The 18,681-nt window shown below is 36.3% G+C and carries 15 protein-coding genes and 3 tRNA genes; 4 read left to right on the top strand and 14 right to left on the bottom strand.

What is annotated here, in order from left to right:
- Positions 1-52 precede the first annotated feature (52 nt).
- A complete protein-coding gene (gene prmC, locus ACFJGY_RS07585) occupies positions 53-961 on the top strand; it encodes a peptide chain release factor N(5)-glutamine methyltransferase (protein WP_379969676.1) in 909 nt (302 codons plus the stop codon).
- Positions 962-978: 17 nt separating this feature from the next.
- A complete protein-coding gene (locus ACFJGY_RS07580) occupies positions 979-1,344 on the top strand; it encodes a hypothetical protein (protein WP_379969674.1) in 366 nt (121 codons plus the stop codon).
- Positions 1,345-1,556: 212 nt separating this feature from the next.
- On the opposite strand, the gene ACFJGY_RS07575 is transcribed toward ACFJGY_RS07580, so the two are convergent.
- From ACFJGY_RS07575 to ychF, 7 genes are all read right to left on the bottom strand, one after another.
- Positions 1,557-2,225: a rhomboid family intramembrane serine protease gene (locus ACFJGY_RS07575; RefSeq protein WP_379969672.1), complete on the bottom strand. Its 669-nt coding sequence runs from the start codon at positions 2,223-2,225 to the stop codon at positions 1,557-1,559.
- Positions 2,226-2,272: 47 nt separating this feature from the next.
- Positions 2,273-4,858 carry a DNA gyrase/topoisomerase IV subunit A gene (locus ACFJGY_RS07570; protein WP_379969670.1) on the bottom strand — a complete coding sequence of 862 codons (2,586 nt, stop codon included), beginning with the start codon at positions 4,856-4,858 and terminating at the stop codon, positions 2,273-2,275.
- The gene (locus tag ACFJGY_RS07565; protein WP_379969668.1) at positions 4,858-5,358 is read right to left on the bottom strand and encodes a hypothetical protein; all 501 of its coding nucleotides are present in this window, start codon (positions 5,356-5,358) and stop codon (positions 4,858-4,860) included. The genes ACFJGY_RS07570 and ACFJGY_RS07565 overlap by 1 nt, the downstream gene beginning before the upstream one ends.
- A gap of 29 nt (positions 5,359-5,387) precedes the next feature.
- Complete coding sequence (locus ACFJGY_RS07560; RefSeq protein WP_379969666.1) at positions 5,388-7,268, bottom strand: DNA topoisomerase IV subunit B; 1,881 nt, start codon at positions 7,266-7,268, stop codon at positions 5,388-5,390.
- Positions 7,269-7,463: 195 nt separating this feature from the next.
- On the bottom strand, positions 7,464-8,558 hold the full coding sequence (locus tag ACFJGY_RS07555; protein ID WP_379969664.1) for a hypothetical protein: 1,095 nt from the start codon (positions 8,556-8,558) through the stop codon (positions 7,464-7,466).
- Between the two features lie 59 nt (positions 8,559-8,617).
- Positions 8,618-9,418 carry a choice-of-anchor J domain-containing protein gene (locus ACFJGY_RS07550; RefSeq protein ID WP_379969662.1) on the bottom strand — a complete coding sequence of 267 codons (801 nt, stop codon included), beginning with the start codon at positions 9,416-9,418 and terminating at the stop codon, positions 8,618-8,620.
- 86 nt (positions 9,419-9,504) lie between these two features.
- Positions 9,505-10,596: a redox-regulated ATPase YchF gene (ychF, locus tag ACFJGY_RS07545; RefSeq protein WP_379969660.1), complete on the bottom strand. Its 1,092-nt coding sequence runs from the start codon at positions 10,594-10,596 to the stop codon at positions 9,505-9,507.
- Positions 10,597-10,731: 135 nt separating this feature from the next.
- On the opposite strand from ychF, the gene ACFJGY_RS07540 reads away from it, so the two are divergent.
- The gene (locus ACFJGY_RS07540; RefSeq protein WP_379969658.1) at positions 10,732-11,028 is read left to right on the top strand and encodes a hypothetical protein; all 297 of its coding nucleotides are present in this window, start codon (positions 10,732-10,734) and stop codon (positions 11,026-11,028) included.
- On the opposite strand, the gene ACFJGY_RS07535 is transcribed toward ACFJGY_RS07540, so the two are convergent.
- The 5 genes from ACFJGY_RS07535 to ACFJGY_RS07515 form a co-directional block, all read right to left on the bottom strand.
- Positions 11,006-13,033, bottom strand: coding sequence for a recombinase (locus ACFJGY_RS07535; protein WP_379969656.1), 2,028 nt, complete (start codon positions 13,031-13,033; stop codon positions 11,006-11,008). The genes ACFJGY_RS07540 and ACFJGY_RS07535 overlap by 23 nt on opposite strands.
- Positions 13,034-13,049: 16 nt before the next feature.
- Positions 13,050-13,697 (bottom strand): monofunctional biosynthetic peptidoglycan transglycosylase, encoded by a 648-nt coding sequence (gene mtgA / locus ACFJGY_RS07530; RefSeq protein ID WP_379969654.1) that lies wholly within the window; start codon positions 13,695-13,697, stop codon positions 13,050-13,052.
- A gap of 690 nt (positions 13,698-14,387) precedes the next feature.
- A tRNA-Arg gene (locus tag ACFJGY_RS07525) sits at positions 14,388-14,461 on the bottom strand.
- A gap of 43 nt (positions 14,462-14,504) precedes the next feature.
- A tRNA-Pro gene (locus ACFJGY_RS07520) sits at positions 14,505-14,579 on the bottom strand.
- A 19-nt stretch (positions 14,580-14,598) separates the two neighbouring features.
- A tRNA-Ser gene (locus tag ACFJGY_RS07515) sits at positions 14,599-14,685 on the bottom strand.
- A gap of 133 nt (positions 14,686-14,818) precedes the next feature.
- On the opposite strand from ACFJGY_RS07515, the gene ACFJGY_RS07510 reads away from it, so the two are divergent.
- The gene (locus tag ACFJGY_RS07510) at positions 14,819-15,826 is read left to right on the top strand and encodes an N-acetylmuramoyl-L-alanine amidase (protein ID WP_379969652.1); all 1,008 of its coding nucleotides are present in this window, start codon (positions 14,819-14,821) and stop codon (positions 15,824-15,826) included.
- A gap of 43 nt (positions 15,827-15,869) precedes the next feature.
- On the opposite strand, the gene prmA is transcribed toward ACFJGY_RS07510, so the two are convergent.
- A complete protein-coding gene (gene prmA, locus ACFJGY_RS07505) occupies positions 15,870-16,697 on the bottom strand; it encodes a 50S ribosomal protein L11 methyltransferase (protein ID WP_379969650.1) in 828 nt (275 codons plus the stop codon).
- Positions 16,698-16,815: 118 nt separating this feature from the next.
- Complete coding sequence (locus tag ACFJGY_RS07500) at positions 16,816-18,615, bottom strand: TonB-dependent receptor plug domain-containing protein (RefSeq protein WP_379969648.1); 1,800 nt, start codon at positions 18,613-18,615, stop codon at positions 16,816-16,818.
- Positions 18,616-18,681 lie beyond the last annotated feature (66 nt).

Below are 18,681 nucleotides of genomic sequence, written 5' to 3'. Positions count from 1 at the left end.
TTTTTAGTTTTGTCAATTAATTAATTTTTGCGACTTTGCGATAAATTCCATCATGAGGCTTTCCGACATTAAAATTCTTTTTCAACAGGAACTTTCAGAACTCTATTCCAAATCTGAAATTGAAGAATTATTTTCGATTTTTGCTGGACATTTGTTGAATCTTAATAAAATTGAACTGCGACATAATCTCGAAAAGAATCTGTCCGAAAGTGATTCTAAACAATTCTCCGAATATATCTCTGAACTAAAAACAGGAAAACCCTTTCAGCAGATTTTGGGTGAAACGGAATTTTATGGGATGAAATTCTTTGTCAATGAATACGTTTTGATTCCGCGGCCGGAAACTGAAGAATTGCTTGAATTGGCGATTGGTAAGATTCACTTAGATAGGGTTCGAGAGCCTCAGCCTGACAACCCTACAACCCTACAACTCTCTAACTCTCTTGTCAAAATCCTTGATATCGGAACCGGAAGCGGCATTATCCCAATCGTCCTGAAGAAACATTTTCCTGAGGCAGAAGTGACTGCAATTGACATTTCTGAAGATGCTTTGGAAGTTGCAAAGAAAAATGCGGAATTTCATAAGACAGAAATTAATTTTCTCAAGAAAGATTATCTGAATGAAGTCTTCGACAGTGTTCAGACTGACAATGAAGTTTTTGATGTCATCATCAGCAATCCGCCTTATATCGGGATTGAGGAAAATCCGGAAATCGAAGACTCAGTGAAAGGTTTTGAGCCGAATCTGGCACTGTTCTCTCCTACTTCCGACGCTTTGATCTTCTACAGAAAAATTGCTCAAGACTGTAAAAATCATTTGGCAGAAAACGGGTTTTTGTTTCTTGAGATCAATCAGAAATTAGGTAAAGAAACGTTGGAGTTGTATAAAAATGGTTTTTCGGAAGTTGAGCTTCTGAAAGATATTTCCGGGAATGACAGGATGATTTTCGGGAGGAAATAAATAATAATTGGACTCTTATGAAATACTATTTATCAATCCTAATTTTAGTTTTAATTTCTTGTAAAAAAGAAGATAAGATTGGTGTCCTGAATTTCAAATCCTGTACTATCTCTTATCCGATTTATGCAAAGGGTGAAAAGACTCTATATGAAGGACATTCAGTTTCTAATGAATGGGAACTTGAGTCTGCAAAATATCAACTTGCTCTATGTCTTTGTGAAGAATATTTGCAAAAACCAAGCCCGGAAGTAAAAGATAAAATACTGAAAATCTACCACGAAGAAATGAAATATTACTCTATAGGATCTCAGAAAAATTTAGACTTTGATTCAGTACTGAAAAATAGAAAGGAAATTTTTGATGCAACAATATTAGTGGACTAATTATCTACTTCGTCATTTTGAATCGTGAAAGAATGACAAATCCTCAACATAGCCCCGATGGAAACGGCATCCTTTTTTGTTTTGGCGTGAGGCGGCGGAGCGAAGCGGAGCCGACCGAGCGACAAAATAAAAAAGATATAGTGGACAGCGGGTGGGAAAAGTTTTAACAAAACTGAAAACGTTGTGCTCCTAAAAATTAATAAGTTAAAAGTTTAACCAATTTTCTTATTCACAAAAATCTGATACGCCAGATAAATCAACGGTAAAGCCATAATCCCAATGTAAAGTGCATTTTGAACAGCAAACTCCGGAAAAACAATTACCGCATAAACCAATCCGAAAAATGCGCCTCCCAAATGCGCTGCGTGGCCAATATTGTCGTTCATTCTCGGATTCAGCATCATATAAACGGAATATCCAAAATATAAAGCGCCGAAGATGTAACCAGGAATGCTGATTGGCAGAAAAAGAATGCCTAATTTGATATTGACAGGATCTAATGAAACGCCGGCAAAGATAAGTCCGGACACGCCTCCACTAGCTCCGATTGCCGAATAAAACGGAACATTACGATAATGGTAAAGACAGAATAGATTGCCTAAAAGTATCGATCCAATGTAAATTGCCAGAAAACCGCCAACACCAAAAACCTCTATGATCATTGGTCCAAATGCATAAAGCACATACATATTAAGGAATAGATGTATGAAATCTGCGTGCAGAAAACCGGCAGAAAGTAGTCTAACATACTCTTTTCTTCTTTGGATGCTGCCAACTTCGAATTTGTATTTCTGGAAAAATTCCGGCTGTTGAAATCCGATATAACTGATGACGCAAGTGATTGCAATGATTATAATGACGATGTATAAAGCGCTATTCATTTTTTTATTATTTGTCAGGCTGAGATTCTCGAAGCCTATTATAAATATTAATTAATTTCTTCGTCGAAAAGACTTCCGATAGTTCCGCCATCATCGAAATCTTCGTTGTTTTCTTCGTCAGAAATTTCTTCTTCGGCTTCCGGTTCTTCAATTTCTTCCGGCGGTTCCGGAATGGTAATATTAATGTTTTTTATTTTATCTTTAGTCAGCTGGTTTCCAATCGCTTTGATTCCTTTCACAGTGATGAAATCGTCCAAATCCACCGTTTCCGGATCTTTTTGTTTGTCTTTTATTTTCGGGAAGATCAATTCTGCAATGGCGCCAGCTTCTGTAGTTACAAATTCTAAAAATGATTTTGGGTGTTCGTTGCTAAAGAATGACTGAATATTGGTTGTATTCTCCAAAAGGAAGCGCTTCACAAAATATTTATCCTTTTCACCGTCGAAATAGATACAGGTAATCGGCTGTTCCGGATTCCATTTTTCGAGGATCAGATATTCGTCATCAAAACGATTCATCAGATCGAAAGAAACCAATTTGGCTTCGCCCTGAGAATTGATTGTCAGAATTTTATCATCACCCTTGAAACTTCCCAACAGAGTTCCTCTTCCGTCCGCATTCAAACGTCTAACAGAATCATCGAACCAGATCTTTCTTGGTGCCAAAGTGGAAACGCCTTCTTCTTTGAGATCTACCTTTTTTACCGCATATTTCGTTACCAGATTACCTTTGGAATCCCGGCCTTTGATTGCAATTTCTGAGAAGTCAATATCAATTTTATTCTTTCTGACTCTTGCATTTGGTTTTAGTAAAACAGAAACGACCTCAGCTTCGCCATTTGGATTTGCTGAGAAATACAGCATTTCTGAACCTTTTTTGTCAGAAGCCAATTTGTAATCCGTACTTCTGGTAACGCCAGTCACAGAAAAACGTTTCATATAATATGGTCCTTCTCGCCCTTCTCGGTAGATTGAGTTATAAACAGTGCGTTTGTCGTTTTTTTTCCAGATCGCAACGTGTACGATATTTTTGCCGATAAAGGTTTTGCCTTCCACTTTTACCACCTTCATTGTGCCATCTTTCTGGAACGTAATGATGTCATCAATATCAGAACAATCGAAGAGATATTCGTCTTTTTTGAGAGAAGTTCCGATGAAACCTTCTTCCCGGTTGACATATAATTTTTCATTGGCAACCGCAACTTTACTTGCATCGATAGTATCAAAGATCCTAAGTTCTGTTTTTCTCTCTTTTCCTTTTCCGTATTTTTTCTGAATATTGGTATAATAATCTATCGCATAAGCAATCAGGTTAGCCAAATGATGCTTTACCTGCTCTATTTTACCTTCTAAGGCAAGAATATTTTCTTTAAATTTATCAAGGTCAAAACGGGAAATTCTTTTGATCCTGATCTCTGTCAATCTCAAAATATCGTCTTGCGTAACTGCTCTCAACAGATGTTTTGTATGAGGTTTCAAACCTTCATCAATTGTAGAAATCACATCTTCCCAAGACTTGACTTCCTCGATATCGTGGTAAATTCTGTTCTCAATAAAAATCCTTTCCAATGAAGAAAAATGCCAGCTTTCCTGCAACTCGTGGAGTTCTATTTCCAGTTCTTTTTTTAATAAAGAAACCGTGTGATCCGTATTGTGTTTCAGAATATCGGAAACCGAAAGAAACATTGGTTTATCACCGACAATCACGCAGGCATTTGGAGAAATCGGGACTTCGCAATCCGTAAAAGCGTAAAGAGCATCTATCGTTTTATCCGGCGAAACATCGGGATGAAGATGGATATTGATCTCGACAACATCCGATGTATTATCCTCAATTTTTTTGATCTTGATTTTTCCTCTTTCGTTAGCTTTAATAATACTATCAATAAGATCGCCTGTATTTTTGGAAAAAGGTAATTCTGTGATAGAAAGTGTGTGTTTGTCTTTTTGAATGATTCTGGCTCTGGCTCGTATTTTACCGCCTCGTTTTCCATCGTTATAATTGGTAACGTCCAGCATTCCTTCCGTCAGGAAATCCGGGAATAACTCGAATTTTTTACCTTTGAGATGAAGAATAGAAGCCGTAATTAACTCATTGAAGTTATGAGGCATTATCTTGGTAGAAAGTCCTACGCCGATCCCTTCTACACCAGAAGCTAAAAGCAGCGGAAATTTTACCGGAAGATCAACCGGCTCATTATTCCTGCCGTCATAAGATTTTGTCCAGTGTGTAGTTTTTGGGTTGAAGACAACATCCAAAGCAAACGGTGTGAGTCTGGCTTCTATGTATCGCGCAGCTGCAGCAGAATCTCCTGTGTAGATATTTCCCCAGTTTCCCTGAGTATCAATCAATAGTTCTTTTTGTCCGATCTGCACCATTGCATCGGTAATAGACGCATCGCCGTGTGGGTGATATTTCATCGTATTCCCCACGATGTTCGCTACTTTGTTGTAGCGTCCGTCTTCCAACTCACGCATAGAATGCAGAATCCTGCGCTGAACCGGCTTGAAACCATCAAAAATAGAAGGAATTGCCCTATCTAAAATTACATAAGATGCATAATCCAAAAACCAGTCTTTATACAGCCCCGAAACTTTTTTCAGGCTTTCTTCGTGATGTGTACTTTCTTCCATTAATCTGTTGCCGTATTATCTCTTTGTATGATTTCTTTGTTTGCTTTTATCACTTTACTTAAAGAAAATTTCAAATCCTTTATCTGTTTTCTGCTGAGAAACGATATGTCATATTTCAGAAGCAGAACATGAGTCTTTTTACTGGATATATAAATATATAATCTTTTAAAAACCAATCCATTAACAATATTATATCTTATCAATTTATATTTTGGAAATTCATCTTTTGCATTTTTTTTAGAAAAGATAAAAAGAATATGATTATTTCGGAAGTTGAGTGCTTCGCCGTCACTGTCATATTCAAAAATAGGTCTTCCTAAAAAATAAAGCAAAAGAAACATCAAAGCCGGAATCAATAATATGACCCACGCTTTATCTCCAAAAACATCAAACTTATTGATTTCCAATATATAGGCAATAACGCCTAAAATAAAAATGATCCCAACAAGTGAATAGATAAAACTATAAACTGGTAATCTGCTTCTGTTACTTAATCTCATTTGTGTTTTGTGTGTTTTTGTGTACTTTCTTAAATTTCCGGTTCTCTGATTTCTTTTTTATCTATATCAGTATCTTCGACAACCAGATTATCCAGAATGAACAACTGTCTGTCCGGTGTATTTTTGCCCATATAAAATTCCAGAATCTGTGTAATTGTCTGATCTTTGCCCAAAACGACGGGTTCTAATCTGATATCTTTTCCTATAAAATGTTTGAATTCATCCGGCGAGATCTCTCCCAGTCCTTTGAATCGGGTGATTTCCGGATTTTTGCCTAACTCATCCAGCGCTTTCAATCTTTCAGCATCTGAATAACAATACCGTGTTTCCTTTTTATTTCTAACACGGAAAAGTGGTGTCTGAAGAATGTATAAGTGGCCATTCTTAATCAAATCCGGGAAAAACTGGAGAAAAAAAGTGATCATCAGTAATCGGATGTGCATACCGTCCACATCGGCATCTGTTGCAATCACGACATGATTATAACGCAGATCTTCCAAACTTTCTTCAATGTTAAGTGCAGCCTGCAAAAGATTGAACTCTTCATTCTCGTAAACCACTTTTTTCGTTAATCCATAGCAGTTAAGCGGCTTCCCTTTCAAAGAAAAAACAGCCTGAGTTTCCACATCTCTGGATTTTGTAATGGAACCGGAAGCAGAATCTCCTTCGGTAATAAAGATCACCGTTTCCGATTTTCTCGTTGCTTTTTGGTCATTATAATGATGACGACAGTCCCTCAGTTTTTTATTATGCAGCGAAACTTTCTTTGCACGTTCTCTCGCCAATTTCTGGATTCCGGATAACTCTTTTCTTTCCCGTTCAGAAATCATAATTTTTCTGAGAATGGCTTCCGCCGTTTCGGGATTTCTGTGAAGGTAATTGTCCAGTTTATTTTTAAGCGAATCTATAATGAAAGTCCGCACCGTCATTCCGCCTGGTTCGATCTCGTTTGACCCTAATTTTGTTTTGGTCTGAGACTCAAAAACAGGTTCGATCACTTTTATAGAAACTGCAGCGATAATAGATTTACGAATATCTGCAGCTTCAAAATTTTTATTATAAAATTCTCTTATTGTTTTTACAAAAGCTTCACGGAAGGCATTGAGATGCGTTCCACCCTGTGTCGTATTTTGTCCGTTGACGAATGAGAAATAGGTTTCGGTTTGTGATTTATCCGAATGTGTGATTGCTACTTCTATATCTTCTTCCTTCAGATGAATGATCGGGTAAAGAATTTCGCTTTCCAATTCTTCTTCCAAGAGATCTTTTAAACCATTTTCGGAATAAAATTTTTCGCCGTTGAAAAGAATTGTCAAACCGGGATTCAGGTAAGCATAGTTACGAAGCATGCGCTCTACATATTCTTTTCGGAATTTGAAATTGATGAAAATCTCTTCATCCGGAACAAAGCTGATTTCTGTTCCGTTTCTGTCAGAAGAATCAGCTTCAGGATAATCGATCTTGATAATTCCTTTGGAAAACTCGGCCATTTTCACTCGGTTTTCTCTTACAGATTTCACTCTGAAAAAGCCAGACAAGGCATTTACCGCTTTTGTACCGACACCATTAAGACCAACGGATTTTTTGAAAGCTTTGCTGTCATATTTACCACCGGTATTCATTTTGGAAACTGCGTCAACCACTTTCCCTAATGGAATTCCGCGTCCGTAATCCCGGATCGTGACTTTGCCTTCATCCACTTTGATCTCAATGCGTTTTCCGGCTTTCATCACAAACTCATCGATGGAGTTATCGATGATCTCTTTGAGGAGAATATAAATCCCATCGTCCGCAGAAGAACCATCGCCCAATTTTCCAATATACATCCCGGGACGAAGCCTGATATGCTCCTGCCAATCCAGCGTTCGTATGTTATCTTCGGAATAATTTACAGGATTAATTTCGCTCATATTTTTTGATTTCTGAAAAATATTGAAACCGTGAAAGAATCGGTAACTCACAAATTTAACGAAATGAAATTTAATTTGAAAGTTTTGAGAATTAATTTTGATGGATGTTGATAAATTTATCCAACAAAAAAGTCAGACAGTCTGTCAAATTTATGCCTTTCTGAATTAAATTTTCCTTATTGACCTTTTATCAGTTCAAGAAACAGTTCCACCAAGCATAATAATCTTCCATTTTCCTTTAATGAATTCTACAGAATAATCTGTTGTAGAACCACCTCCCCATTCATGAAAATAGAATTTTTCTTTGTTCTGGGAATCCTTTTGTAATTTTGAAAATCCATTATTTACTACATTTGTCACTTGTAAATAATACGGTAACTTATCTTTATCCTCCGGGACGATCAACGTTCTTGATTGTGGATTCACTTTTTGGAAGTACTCACAATCATTTTCATAAACACTAATGAAATAATTCATCTCTTTTAAGTTGACCTTGTCAAAAGCATAATTATTAATTAAAAATTCTTCATAAAGCTGAGTAAATTTATTTTTCTCAGATTTAAAAAGCGGATTCATATCTTTGAGATCATCTACCCCATCAGAATCTGTATCTTTGTTTTTAGGATCCAGTCCAAATGATTCTTCAAAAATATCGTTGTAGCCATCATTATCAGAATCTTTTTCCAAATCTGAAAGTTTGATTTTAAAAAGCTTCCCGTCAGCGATAGCAGAGTAATCGTCATAACCAGGAAGACCTGGAACTTTTATAATCTGTACGAGGCTGCCTTGCAACTGCAATTCTCCATTTTTTATAATCGGATCGGTTTGGATTTCATTAATATAATAATGACTAAAACTCAATCCTAAAAAATAAGCTTTAGCTCTGTTATTTTCAATTTTTAGCAACCAGAAACCTAATCCGTTTTTACCAAAAGCATAGTTGATTCCATTCACATTTTGCCTGAAATAATATCCGAATTGTCCTAAAAAAGCTTTATCAAAATCCTGATATTCTTCATTATAATTTGCTAATTTCAATTTAGATTTCTTATCATCCAAAACATTGAAAGTATGATTCGCTATACTATCTTCCTTGAAACTTCTAAACTTTTTCAAATCAGAGATTGTTAAATATTCAGGTTTATGTTTAAGAATTTCCTTTACTGTATAAGGTTTTACTTCTACATATCCATTAAATATTTTTTCATCTTTGTCTTTGAAACAATCCTCTTCCACAGACTTTTCACAGGAAATAAAAATTAAAAACAGTAAAAAAAAGATATTTTTCATAAGAAGATAATTTTCCTAAAATTTAAAAAAAATGCTTCAGTATTTGAAGCATTTAAGATTTATTTTTTGATTAGTTTTCTGGAGATGACTTGATTTCCTGAGTAAACATTGATGATATATTGTCCGGAAGGAAGATCTTTCACAATGACTTCAGAAGTTTTTGCTTCTTTTACAATTTTACCGGTCATATCAAAAACCCTCACATTATCAAAAGTTTTGATTCCTGAAATCTTAACCAAATCGGTTGCAGGATTTGGAGAAATTTTCAGTGCTAAAGCCGCAGATTCTGAAACTGCCATTCCCGCATTATCTTTAATTTCAATGTCATCTATTCCCATATAGAAAATATCTGTGCAGTCATAATGCCTGAAAATTAATTTTACATCCTGGCCTTTAAAAGATGAAATATCGATATTAATCACTTTTGCAACATCCAAATATCCTGCGTCAAAAGTTTCTTCAAAAACCGGCGTTTCCGTTCCTGTAAAAGCAGAAGCTGCAGGAATTACATAAACTGCATAATACTCCTGAAAAAGCTCTTCATCGCCTGCTGCAGCTTTGAAAGATAAACTAAGTGAGCTGGAATTTGGCAATGTAATTGAAGGACTTTCCAAAACATTATCCGGCGTAAACACTTCTAAATACCACGAAAATGAAACGGCGAGATTACCTGTGAAATTTGGAAGTTCATTGAGTTCTGCATTCAGGATTTCCCAATTTTGTCCGTCTCCATCTCTGTCATACAATTTCCATTGTGCAACAGATGTAGAATTTTCAAAATCTTCTTTAAAAACTGTTGTCTGCGCCTGGCTGTAAAAAACTGATGCTAAAGCTGAAACAAATAGTAATTTTTTGATCATAATTTTTTTATTTTAAATTTTGCCAAATTTACAAGCAAAAACGCCTCCATTTCTGAAAGCGTTTTATAATATTTTGAAATGTTATCTTAAACATTAAATCTAAAATGCATAATATCACCATCCTGAACAACATATTCTTTTCCTTCTACAGATAGTTTGCCCGCCTCTTTTACTTTCGCTTCAGAGCCATAATGCATATAATCGTTGTATTTGATCACTTCTGCACGGATAAATCCTTTTTCAAAATCTGTGTGAATCACGCCAGCCGCCTGAGGTGCAGTCCAGCCCTGACCAATGGTCCACGCTCTAACTTCCTTAACTCCTGCTGTGAAATAAGTCTGTAATTTCAAAAGATCGTAAGCTTTTCTGATCAGTCTGTTTACGCCTGGCTCTTCCAGACCCAGTTCTTCCAGAAACATTTGTCTTTCTTCAAAAGTCTCAAGTTCATTGATATCCGCTTCTATCTGAGCGGCTAAAACCACAACTTCTGCATTTTCATTTTTAGCCATTTCCTCGATCTTTGCGATCCAGTCATTACCGTTTTTGATAGAATTTTCATCCACATTACAAACATAAAGAACAGGCTTATTGGTCAATAACTGAATCTCGCTGATAATTGAAACTGCAAAATCATCTGCAGGAAATTCTCTTGCATTTTTGCCTTCTTCTACAAATGTCTGAAGATTCTGCAAAACATCATAAGTCAGAAGATCTTCTTTCTTACCGGATTTCAGGAATTTCTTAGCTTTATCAACCGCCTTTCCAATAGCTTCAAGATCTTTTAGTTGAAGTTCTATATCAATAATTTCTTTATCTCTGATAGGATCTACGGAACCTTCCACGTGGATGATATTTCCGTTATCAAAACATCTCAAAACATGAATAATCGCTTCACATTCTCTGATATTTGCCAGAAACTGATTTCCCAATCCTTCCCCTTTACTTGCTCCTTTTACCAATCCGGCAATGTCCACAATCTCTACAACCGCAGGCAGAACCCTCTCAGGATTTACGATTTTTTCTAACTCAAATAATCTGGTATCCGGAACAGAAACAGTTCCAAGATTTGGTTCTATAGTACAAAACGGATAGTTTGCAGACTGTGCTTTTGCGTTGCTAAGACAATTAAAAAGGGTTGATTTTCCTACATTCGGAAGACCTACGATTCCACATTTCATATTTTTGCTGTTTGCTTTTGGCGATTAGCTGATTGCTTCTCGCATTATAAAAATTAAGGTTCGCAAAGATACTGATTTTTGCATTTGAATTTTCTACTTTTACAATCTTAATTAAGTTCCTGAAACAAATTCAAAATGAGCAGAAAAAAACGCGAATATCAATCTTCTGAACTGGTGAGTTCTTTTGCCAGAATCTATGGTTTCGAAGACAAGCTGAAAGCATTCGAGATCAGGGATTTTTTGCAAGATTACCTTTCCAGCGATCTTTTTTCTGAAATAGAAACAGTTAATCTAAAGGAACAAGTCCTGATTATCCGGATCAAATCACCGCTTTTGAAAAATGATTTCCGGCTGAGAAAAACCTTTTTTCTGAAGAAATTCCGGGAAGTTTTAAAAAACGACTCTTTGATTAATGATCTGCTGATCCTGTAGAGATTTCCTCTATCATCTTTTTGCTTCTCTCATCCAATCTGGATCTCAGCGGAAAGAAAAACCGGAATGGATTTCTGATAAAATAACCAAAAATCTCCCTAAAAATCTCTCTCGCTTCACTCATTTCTACCCTTCTGGAGCGGAATGCCAAAAGCATTGACAGTCCAAAACTCACAATGAAGTTGAAAAACCCAATGATGAAAACCGTGACAAATGAGATCCAAAAGGTGTAAGAAGTAACCACAAAATCTTTTCCATAAAGTCCTAGCGCAAAGTTACCGGCTGCAAATGTAATGTGACGGATATCCAGATCCAATCCCAGAAAAAGTCCGATTGGCGCAGTGGCTCCAAGGAAAACACCGAACCAAAAATTGGAAGCGATGCCAGCCCAGTTTTTGGAATAGTAAACAGACAATTGTTTTGCAAATCTTTGCCCGAAAAAGTAATTGATGAACGGATTTTTCGCAATTCTTCTCGGAATCTGATAAAACACAGAATTGTTGCTGATATTTCCGGAAATAACACCCGAAATAAAAAGAAAAACACCGGCAATGGAAGCGTGCAAAATGGCCTTAGACTGGAAAGGATCCAAATCGTAAAGTAATTTGCCAGATTTTTCAAAGGCAAAATTTTGCTTGAAAAGGATTTCTAATCCATAAATAATAATCAGCGAAACGGGGAAAGAAAGCAGGACATTACCAACAAATGCTATAAACTGAGACCTGAACAACTGGGAAATAAGATGTGCAAATTCCTTGTAAGTATTTCTGTTATTCCCATCCGATAAGACTTTTGCCATCGTGGCAGCCGTCATCGCAGGTTGTTTTGTGGCCAGTGTAAAATGCATTAGATAGATCATTACAAATCCCATTGCATAATTCATAGAATACAAAAATGCATGTGAAAAATCGCTGGCTGGGATATAACTGTAAAGCATTTTCAAAACACATAAAGCACCAACAATTACACCGCCACCAGAAGCTTTCCAGAACATTTTCATGTAGGATTTGAAAGTGGAAGTAATGTAATGCGTTCCCGTTTCTGCGGTATGATTCGTAATCAAATGCGACATCAGCCTTGTGCTGTCAGAGACCAGATCACGAAGATTATTTTTATGAGATTTGTACTTTAAAATATTGAAAAATAACTGTTTGGAATTGATAAGATAATCTCTTTCTTCATCTATTATAAATAATTTGATGATATCCGACATCCTGTTCAGCTGTTGCCTGATCTTGAGCAGCGACTGATTCGTTTTGCCCGAAATCCCATATTTTGAAGAGTTTTTGAACGCAATATTGACAAATTCCAGACATTGATCCATATAGACTTTTGTCTGTTTATAGATCTCATCTGTAGATGAAAGTTTAAAATCCTGATTTTGGTTAAAATCTGCATTCAATATATCCAATTCATTTTGCAGAGCCAGAAATGGGTTGTCGAAATTCCGGTACTCCGGCACCATTTTCATAACCTCGACATCCAGGGCGTTTCCAATAACACGCCAAGCCAGAATATTAATGGAAAATAAGAGTTCTTTCTTAACATGCCGATCGTTTATAAACCTGTCAATTTTTAATAATTGAAACAGCTCATCAACTTTATCTTCCTGAGAATTCTGGAAAAACTGCAGATCCTTTTTCGGGGTTACCAAAACATTATCAACGAGATACCATATGGTTTTCTCATTCTCAATCGGCGGCAGGATTTTATTTAAAATTCTTTTTTTAAACTCCGGATAAAAAGCATTTTCTGAGAGAATATCGGCCTCAGTCAAAGAAAGATTAAAAGGTCTGTCTCTAAAAACATTATGAATATAGAAAACAAGATTGTCCTTAATCAATTCATTATCTTTAAGATAGGCGGTAAAAACGCCCAAATCTTCTTTTTTCAGACTATTGATAATTTCTGATAAAGGCTGCAGAGACAATGTTTCATTTTTCTCACTGAAATAATTTTTCAGGATGATGCTGAAACTGTCTCTTTTTATTAATCTAATTGCCATCTTATCACAAAAGTAATCATTTCAGAACAATATTGTTCATCTGTCTCATGATCCAGTTGTGTTTTTTATTAAGATAAGCACTCGGCTTTTTAGGATCGTATTTTTTAGGATTTGGCAGGATTGCAGCGATCCAGGCAGCTTCGCTTTTAGTAAGGTCTTTTGCCGGTTTGTTGTAATAGTACTGAGAAGCAGCCTCGATTCCGAAAACACCCTGTCCCATTTCTATAGAATTGAGATATCTTTCAAGAATAATATCTTTGCCCCAGATTTTTTCTATTATGAATGTATAAACAGCTTCCAGACCTTTTCTGAACCAGCTTCTGCCTTGCCAGAGAAATACATTTTTTGCTGTTTGCTGGGAAATCGTGCTTCCGCCTCTTACAACTTTCCCTTTTTTATCATTTTTTTTCATCGCTTTTTCTATGGCTTTGTAATCGAAACCATTGTGATTGAAAAATGCCTGATCTTCGGAAGCAATTACTGCTTTTTTGATATTATTTCCCATTTCGTCATAAGAAATATAATCTCTGTCCAGCTTTCCGTACTTGAAAACGCCTCCCAATTGTGTCCACGTAATTGGAGGATTAAAAAATATCCCGAAAACTATAAAAAGTATATTGGCAATAATAATGATAAAAACCAGCCTCTTGATCAACTTCCACATTTTGTAAAATTTTAAGCGAAATTAAAACAAAAAATATTTTATTCTGCAAATTTCAAATGAAGAAATTTATAATAATTGATTTTTAAATATTTGACCAAAATTGAAATTATTGAAAATTAAACCCAAGAATCTTACAAAGTATCGAGACAATGATGACAATGAAAAAAAATAAAAAATCATAAAACCCGAAGCTGTTAAATTTGGTTGCCTGTTTAGCTTTGAGCCTTTGAAGTTGTCTCTGACGTTCCAATTCCTCCTCTCTCTCAAACTTGGTTTTGAGAGCATATCTTTTATCGTTCATCATCTGTAAAAAAATAATTTTTATGGTCAAATAGAAATTTTAATATTTGAGAGTGCAAATATTATAAAAAAATTGAAAAGAATAAATATTTTCTTTAAAAAAAATACAAATTTAATAGTAATAGACAATTATTAATCTCATATTAACAATTATAATGTAATATATTTCAGAATATAATTCTGAATTATATTTTATAAAACTCTGATTTAGAAAGTAATAAACAAAAAACTCAAAACTTTATATTGTGAGTTTATGTGAGCGTTGCTGAGATGCTCTATCCAGATAAGTTTTTTTATTAATCCTATTTTTCGATATTGTTTTTAGGAAAAATATACAGACAGCAAGTAACTAAACAAAAAAAACTCACAATTTACATTGTGAGTTTTAAGTGAGCGCGTCAGGATTCGAACCTGAGACCGTCTGCTTAGAAGGCAGATGCTCTATCCAGCTGAGCTACGCACCCTAAGGCGGTTAAAGAAAAAATCCCCGAAGGAATTTAAAAAAAGTCGGGGCGGCAGGATTCGAACCTGCGACCTCCTGGTCCCAAACCAGGCGCGATGACCGGACTACGCTACGCCCCGAATAAGTCATCTGTAGTTGCGGAGAGTAAGGGATTCGAACCCTTGGAACCGTTTCCAGTTCGCTTGTTTAGCAAACAAGTCCTTTCGGCCTCTCAGGCAACTCTCCTAGCAATATTATTAAAGATCGTCTGTTCCTTAATTGCGAGTGCAAATATAAGAGAGTTTTCATTATCTACCAAAACTTTTTGTTCATTTTTTTTCATATTTTTGAATGAAATTTATACTCAAAACAAACAAAAATGCGTAATTCATTATATCTCACAACATTAGGAATACTTATAATTTCTTGTGGTTCCCAACAAAAATCAATAAAAAGTAAATCAACGGCAGGATCTACAACTCCAAAGCCAGTGGCTGCGATAAAAAAACCGGAGATCAAAGAAGATGAGGGCGAATATTACAAAGTCAATATTGCTGATATTACGAAAAATGACAATACCATAAGCTACGGTTCTATTGTAAGTGCAAATCCCGCAGGCTTCAAAGTGGTGAAAACCTATTTCCCATCTGTTGGTCAGAATTTCCGCCAGCGTTATGTTATTCTTCATTACACCGTTCTGGATGATGAGAAATCCATATCAACACTTACACAGCAGGCCGTAAGCGCGCATTATCTTGTCAACACGTTGCCTGACAAAGAAATCTATCAATTGGTGGATGAAAACAAAAGATCCTACCACGCCGGCATCAGTTTTTGGAGAAAAGACCAGCAGCTGAATGATACTTCTATAGGAATTGAGATCGTGAATCTCGGATATAAAGTAGATTCTACAGGTTACAGGGTTTTCACGCCTTATCCGGAAGATCAGATCAAGAAAGTTGCCGCTTTGGTAAAAGATCTTGTAACGAGATATAATATCCCGCCAACCAATGTTTTGGCACACTCTGATATTGCTCCGACGAGGAAACAGGATCCTGGTCCGCTTTTTCCGTGGAAAAGACTTTATGATGAATATCAAATCGGGATGTGGTATGATGAAACAGCGAAACAGACTTTCCTGAACCAGATACTTACAACCAATGACATTACCTTACAATACAGTAATCCGGAATTTGTTTCAAGAGTCCAGCAGCAGTTGGTTCAGTTTGGTTACGCATTGACGGTGACCGGCATTTGGGACAAAGCGACAAAGCAAACGATTGAAGCATTCCAATTTCATTTCCGACCGACTAATTATAATGGGATTATGGATGCGGAAACGTTGGCAATTTTGCAGGCTTTGATACAGAAATATCCGCAGAAGTAATAATAAAAAAACCTCGAAAACAGTTTCGAGGTTTTTATTTCTATTATTTACTCAACAAAAGAGAAACCCATTCTTCTCTTTGGATCTTCTTTTCAAGTTTCAGGTTTTGTTCTGTGCAGACTTCCAAAATATCGTCCACATCGAAGAAGCAAAGTCCGGAAAGCAACAATTTCCCACCATCTTCCAGAACGGAAACATACGTTGGAATGTCAGAAATCAGAATATTTCTGTTGATGTTTGCCAGGATGATCTCGAATTTTTCCTTTCCAAGATTATCAGCCGTTCCTAGCTCAATGTCCAATTCTACGTTGTTTCGTGCAGCGTTTTCTTTGGAATTTTCTACAGACCATTCGTCGATGTCGATGGCAACGGTTCTGCCTGCTCCTTTTTGCTTGGCGAAAATCGCTAAAACCGAAGTTCCGCAACCCATATCAAGAACTTTTTTGTTGTCCAGATCCATATCCAGCATCTGCTGAATCATCAGGTGAGTCGTGGGGTGATGACCTGTTCCGAAGGACATTTTCGGCTGGATTACGATCTCATGCATATTCGGGTCAGACTCATGGAATTCTGCTCTGATCAGCACTTTATCTTCCACATTGATTGGAGAAAAATTCTTTTCCCATTCCTCGTTCCAGTTGATATTCGGCATTTCTTCGTAGGTATAAGAAATCTCGATTTCTTCGTTTTGAAGAAGGTAAATATTTTTCAGCTCTTCCTCATTGAAAAGGTCCTTTTGGATATAGCCTAAAATGCCGTCATATTCTTCTGTAAAGCTGTCAAAACCGATTTCTATCAGTTCTGCCATCAATATTTCGTTCCAGGGTTGGAGAGGTTTTATTTTAAAATTGAATTCCAGGTAAGCTGCCATTGTTTAATTTTTTGCAAATTTAGGTTATTTTGATAGACATTTCGACAAGCTCAATGTGACAGGCTATTACACTAACTTTAGCATTGTCAGGCTGAGGCTCTCGAAGCCTTTTTATAAATTAATTCATTTTGATCTGATAGGTAAATCCTACATGAAACCATCTTCCCGGCATCGGAACCAGATTGGTTTCTATATATTTGGTATTTGTCAGGTTGTTGATTAAGACATAAAAATTAAGGTCTTTGTATCGGAAATTAATCTGCTCATCCAGGATATTATAACTTCCAAGATTCACGCGTTCAGAATATTTATAAATTAACTGATTGCTGAAAAATTTCAAAAACTTCACATCGATTTGCGCCACAAACTGATGCCTCAGATTCTGCAAAGCATATCTGGAAAACTCTTTATTTTTATATTGATTATCAAGATAAGTGTAGCCCAAACGATAATCAAGGAATGAAAACAACTGATGTTTGAACTCAGTTTCAAAACCTTTGAGATGGATTTTCCCGACATTTTCAGCTTTCCACGGACTTTGGGGCGTTTCTTTCAGCCAGTCGATGCCGTTATCCGTATTTCGGAGAAAACCGCTGACTTTCGCCAATATTTTTTCATTTTGGAATCGGTAACCTAATTCTGATGAGATGGCTGACTCAGGAACCAAGTTTGGATTTCCAATTTCCGCCGGACTCACGTAATACAAATCGGTGAAAGTCGGAATTCTGAAACCTTTCGAAATCGCTCCAAACACTTTATGATTACGATTAAAGATAAAACCAACATCCATTCCCGGATAGAAAAAATTCTGACCCGAATAATTCGCCCAACTTGCACCGGGATTCACTTCCAATTTCTGATTAAAGAATTTGAACTGATGGTCAAAAAAAACCTGCATTACCTCTCTGTTTCTATCGCCAAGATTGCTGCTTACAAGAAATTCTTTTCTGTAATCGATACCGATTCCGGTAACTCCAAGTGATGAATTATAAGTCGCATTCACATCGCCGCCTACATTATTTCCAATGTGCATATTTCTGTAATATGACGGATTTTGACGTATAAAAAGATACATATCCTGGCCTCTTCTCCAATAAAGACTTGAATTGATAGAAAGATTATTAAATCTCTGCTGATATTGTAAACTCACCACAGAAGCCTGCGTTTCCTCATATTGATTGATAGCGGTTGATGACGCATAAAATCCATTAGCACCAAATTTCTTCTCAGAAAAACCAGCTTGAAGACTCAAACTTCCGGCATTCAGTTTTAATTTATTTTGATAGAAAAAATTCCTGATCTGATAATCTGTATTGTAGCGGTAACCGTCGGAAGCACCATTGCTAATGGTAAATAGATTGGTAAATTTCTCCGAACCAAAAGTTGCAGAAGCCGACAAATCATAAGTTTTGAAATCACCGCCTTGCGCTTTTACCGTGACTTGCTCTTCGGAAGATGATTTGGTAACGATGTTGATGACACCAGCATAAACATTCTGCCCATAGAGTTTTGCCGATGAACCTTTCATAATCTCCACCCTTTCCACCGACGAAATATCAAACGGAAGATTGAAGGTATTATGCCCGGTTTGAGAATCATTCATTCTAATGCCATTCACCAAAATCAAAACCTGCTCAAACGAACTTCCCCGAATCGTAATATCGCTCTGAACACCATTGGAACCACGTCTTCGGATGTCCATACCAGTGTAAAACTGCAGCAATTCATCGATGCTGGTCGCAGGGCTATTTTCGATCTGTTGTTTCGTAATGACCACCACATTTTCATTGACTTCGTTATAGGGAATCGATAGAAATCTGCCTTGCACATTGACCTCATCAATTTTATTTTCCAGATTTTGCGCAGACATATTGACCGCTAAAATGATGATTGATAAAGTTGTTATCGTTTTTTTCATAGTTTACTTCTTATCAAATTTCAAGGCGCAAATATAAAGATTAGCCTTGTTTTACAGTCAGATTCA

The organism is Epilithonimonas sp. UC225_85, from assembly GCF_042695135.1.
Taxonomy (GTDB): Bacteria; Bacteroidota; Bacteroidia; order Flavobacteriales; family Weeksellaceae; genus Epilithonimonas.
Note: the sequence above shows the minus strand (reverse complement) of the source record. Positions and strands in the feature narration are given on the sequence as shown.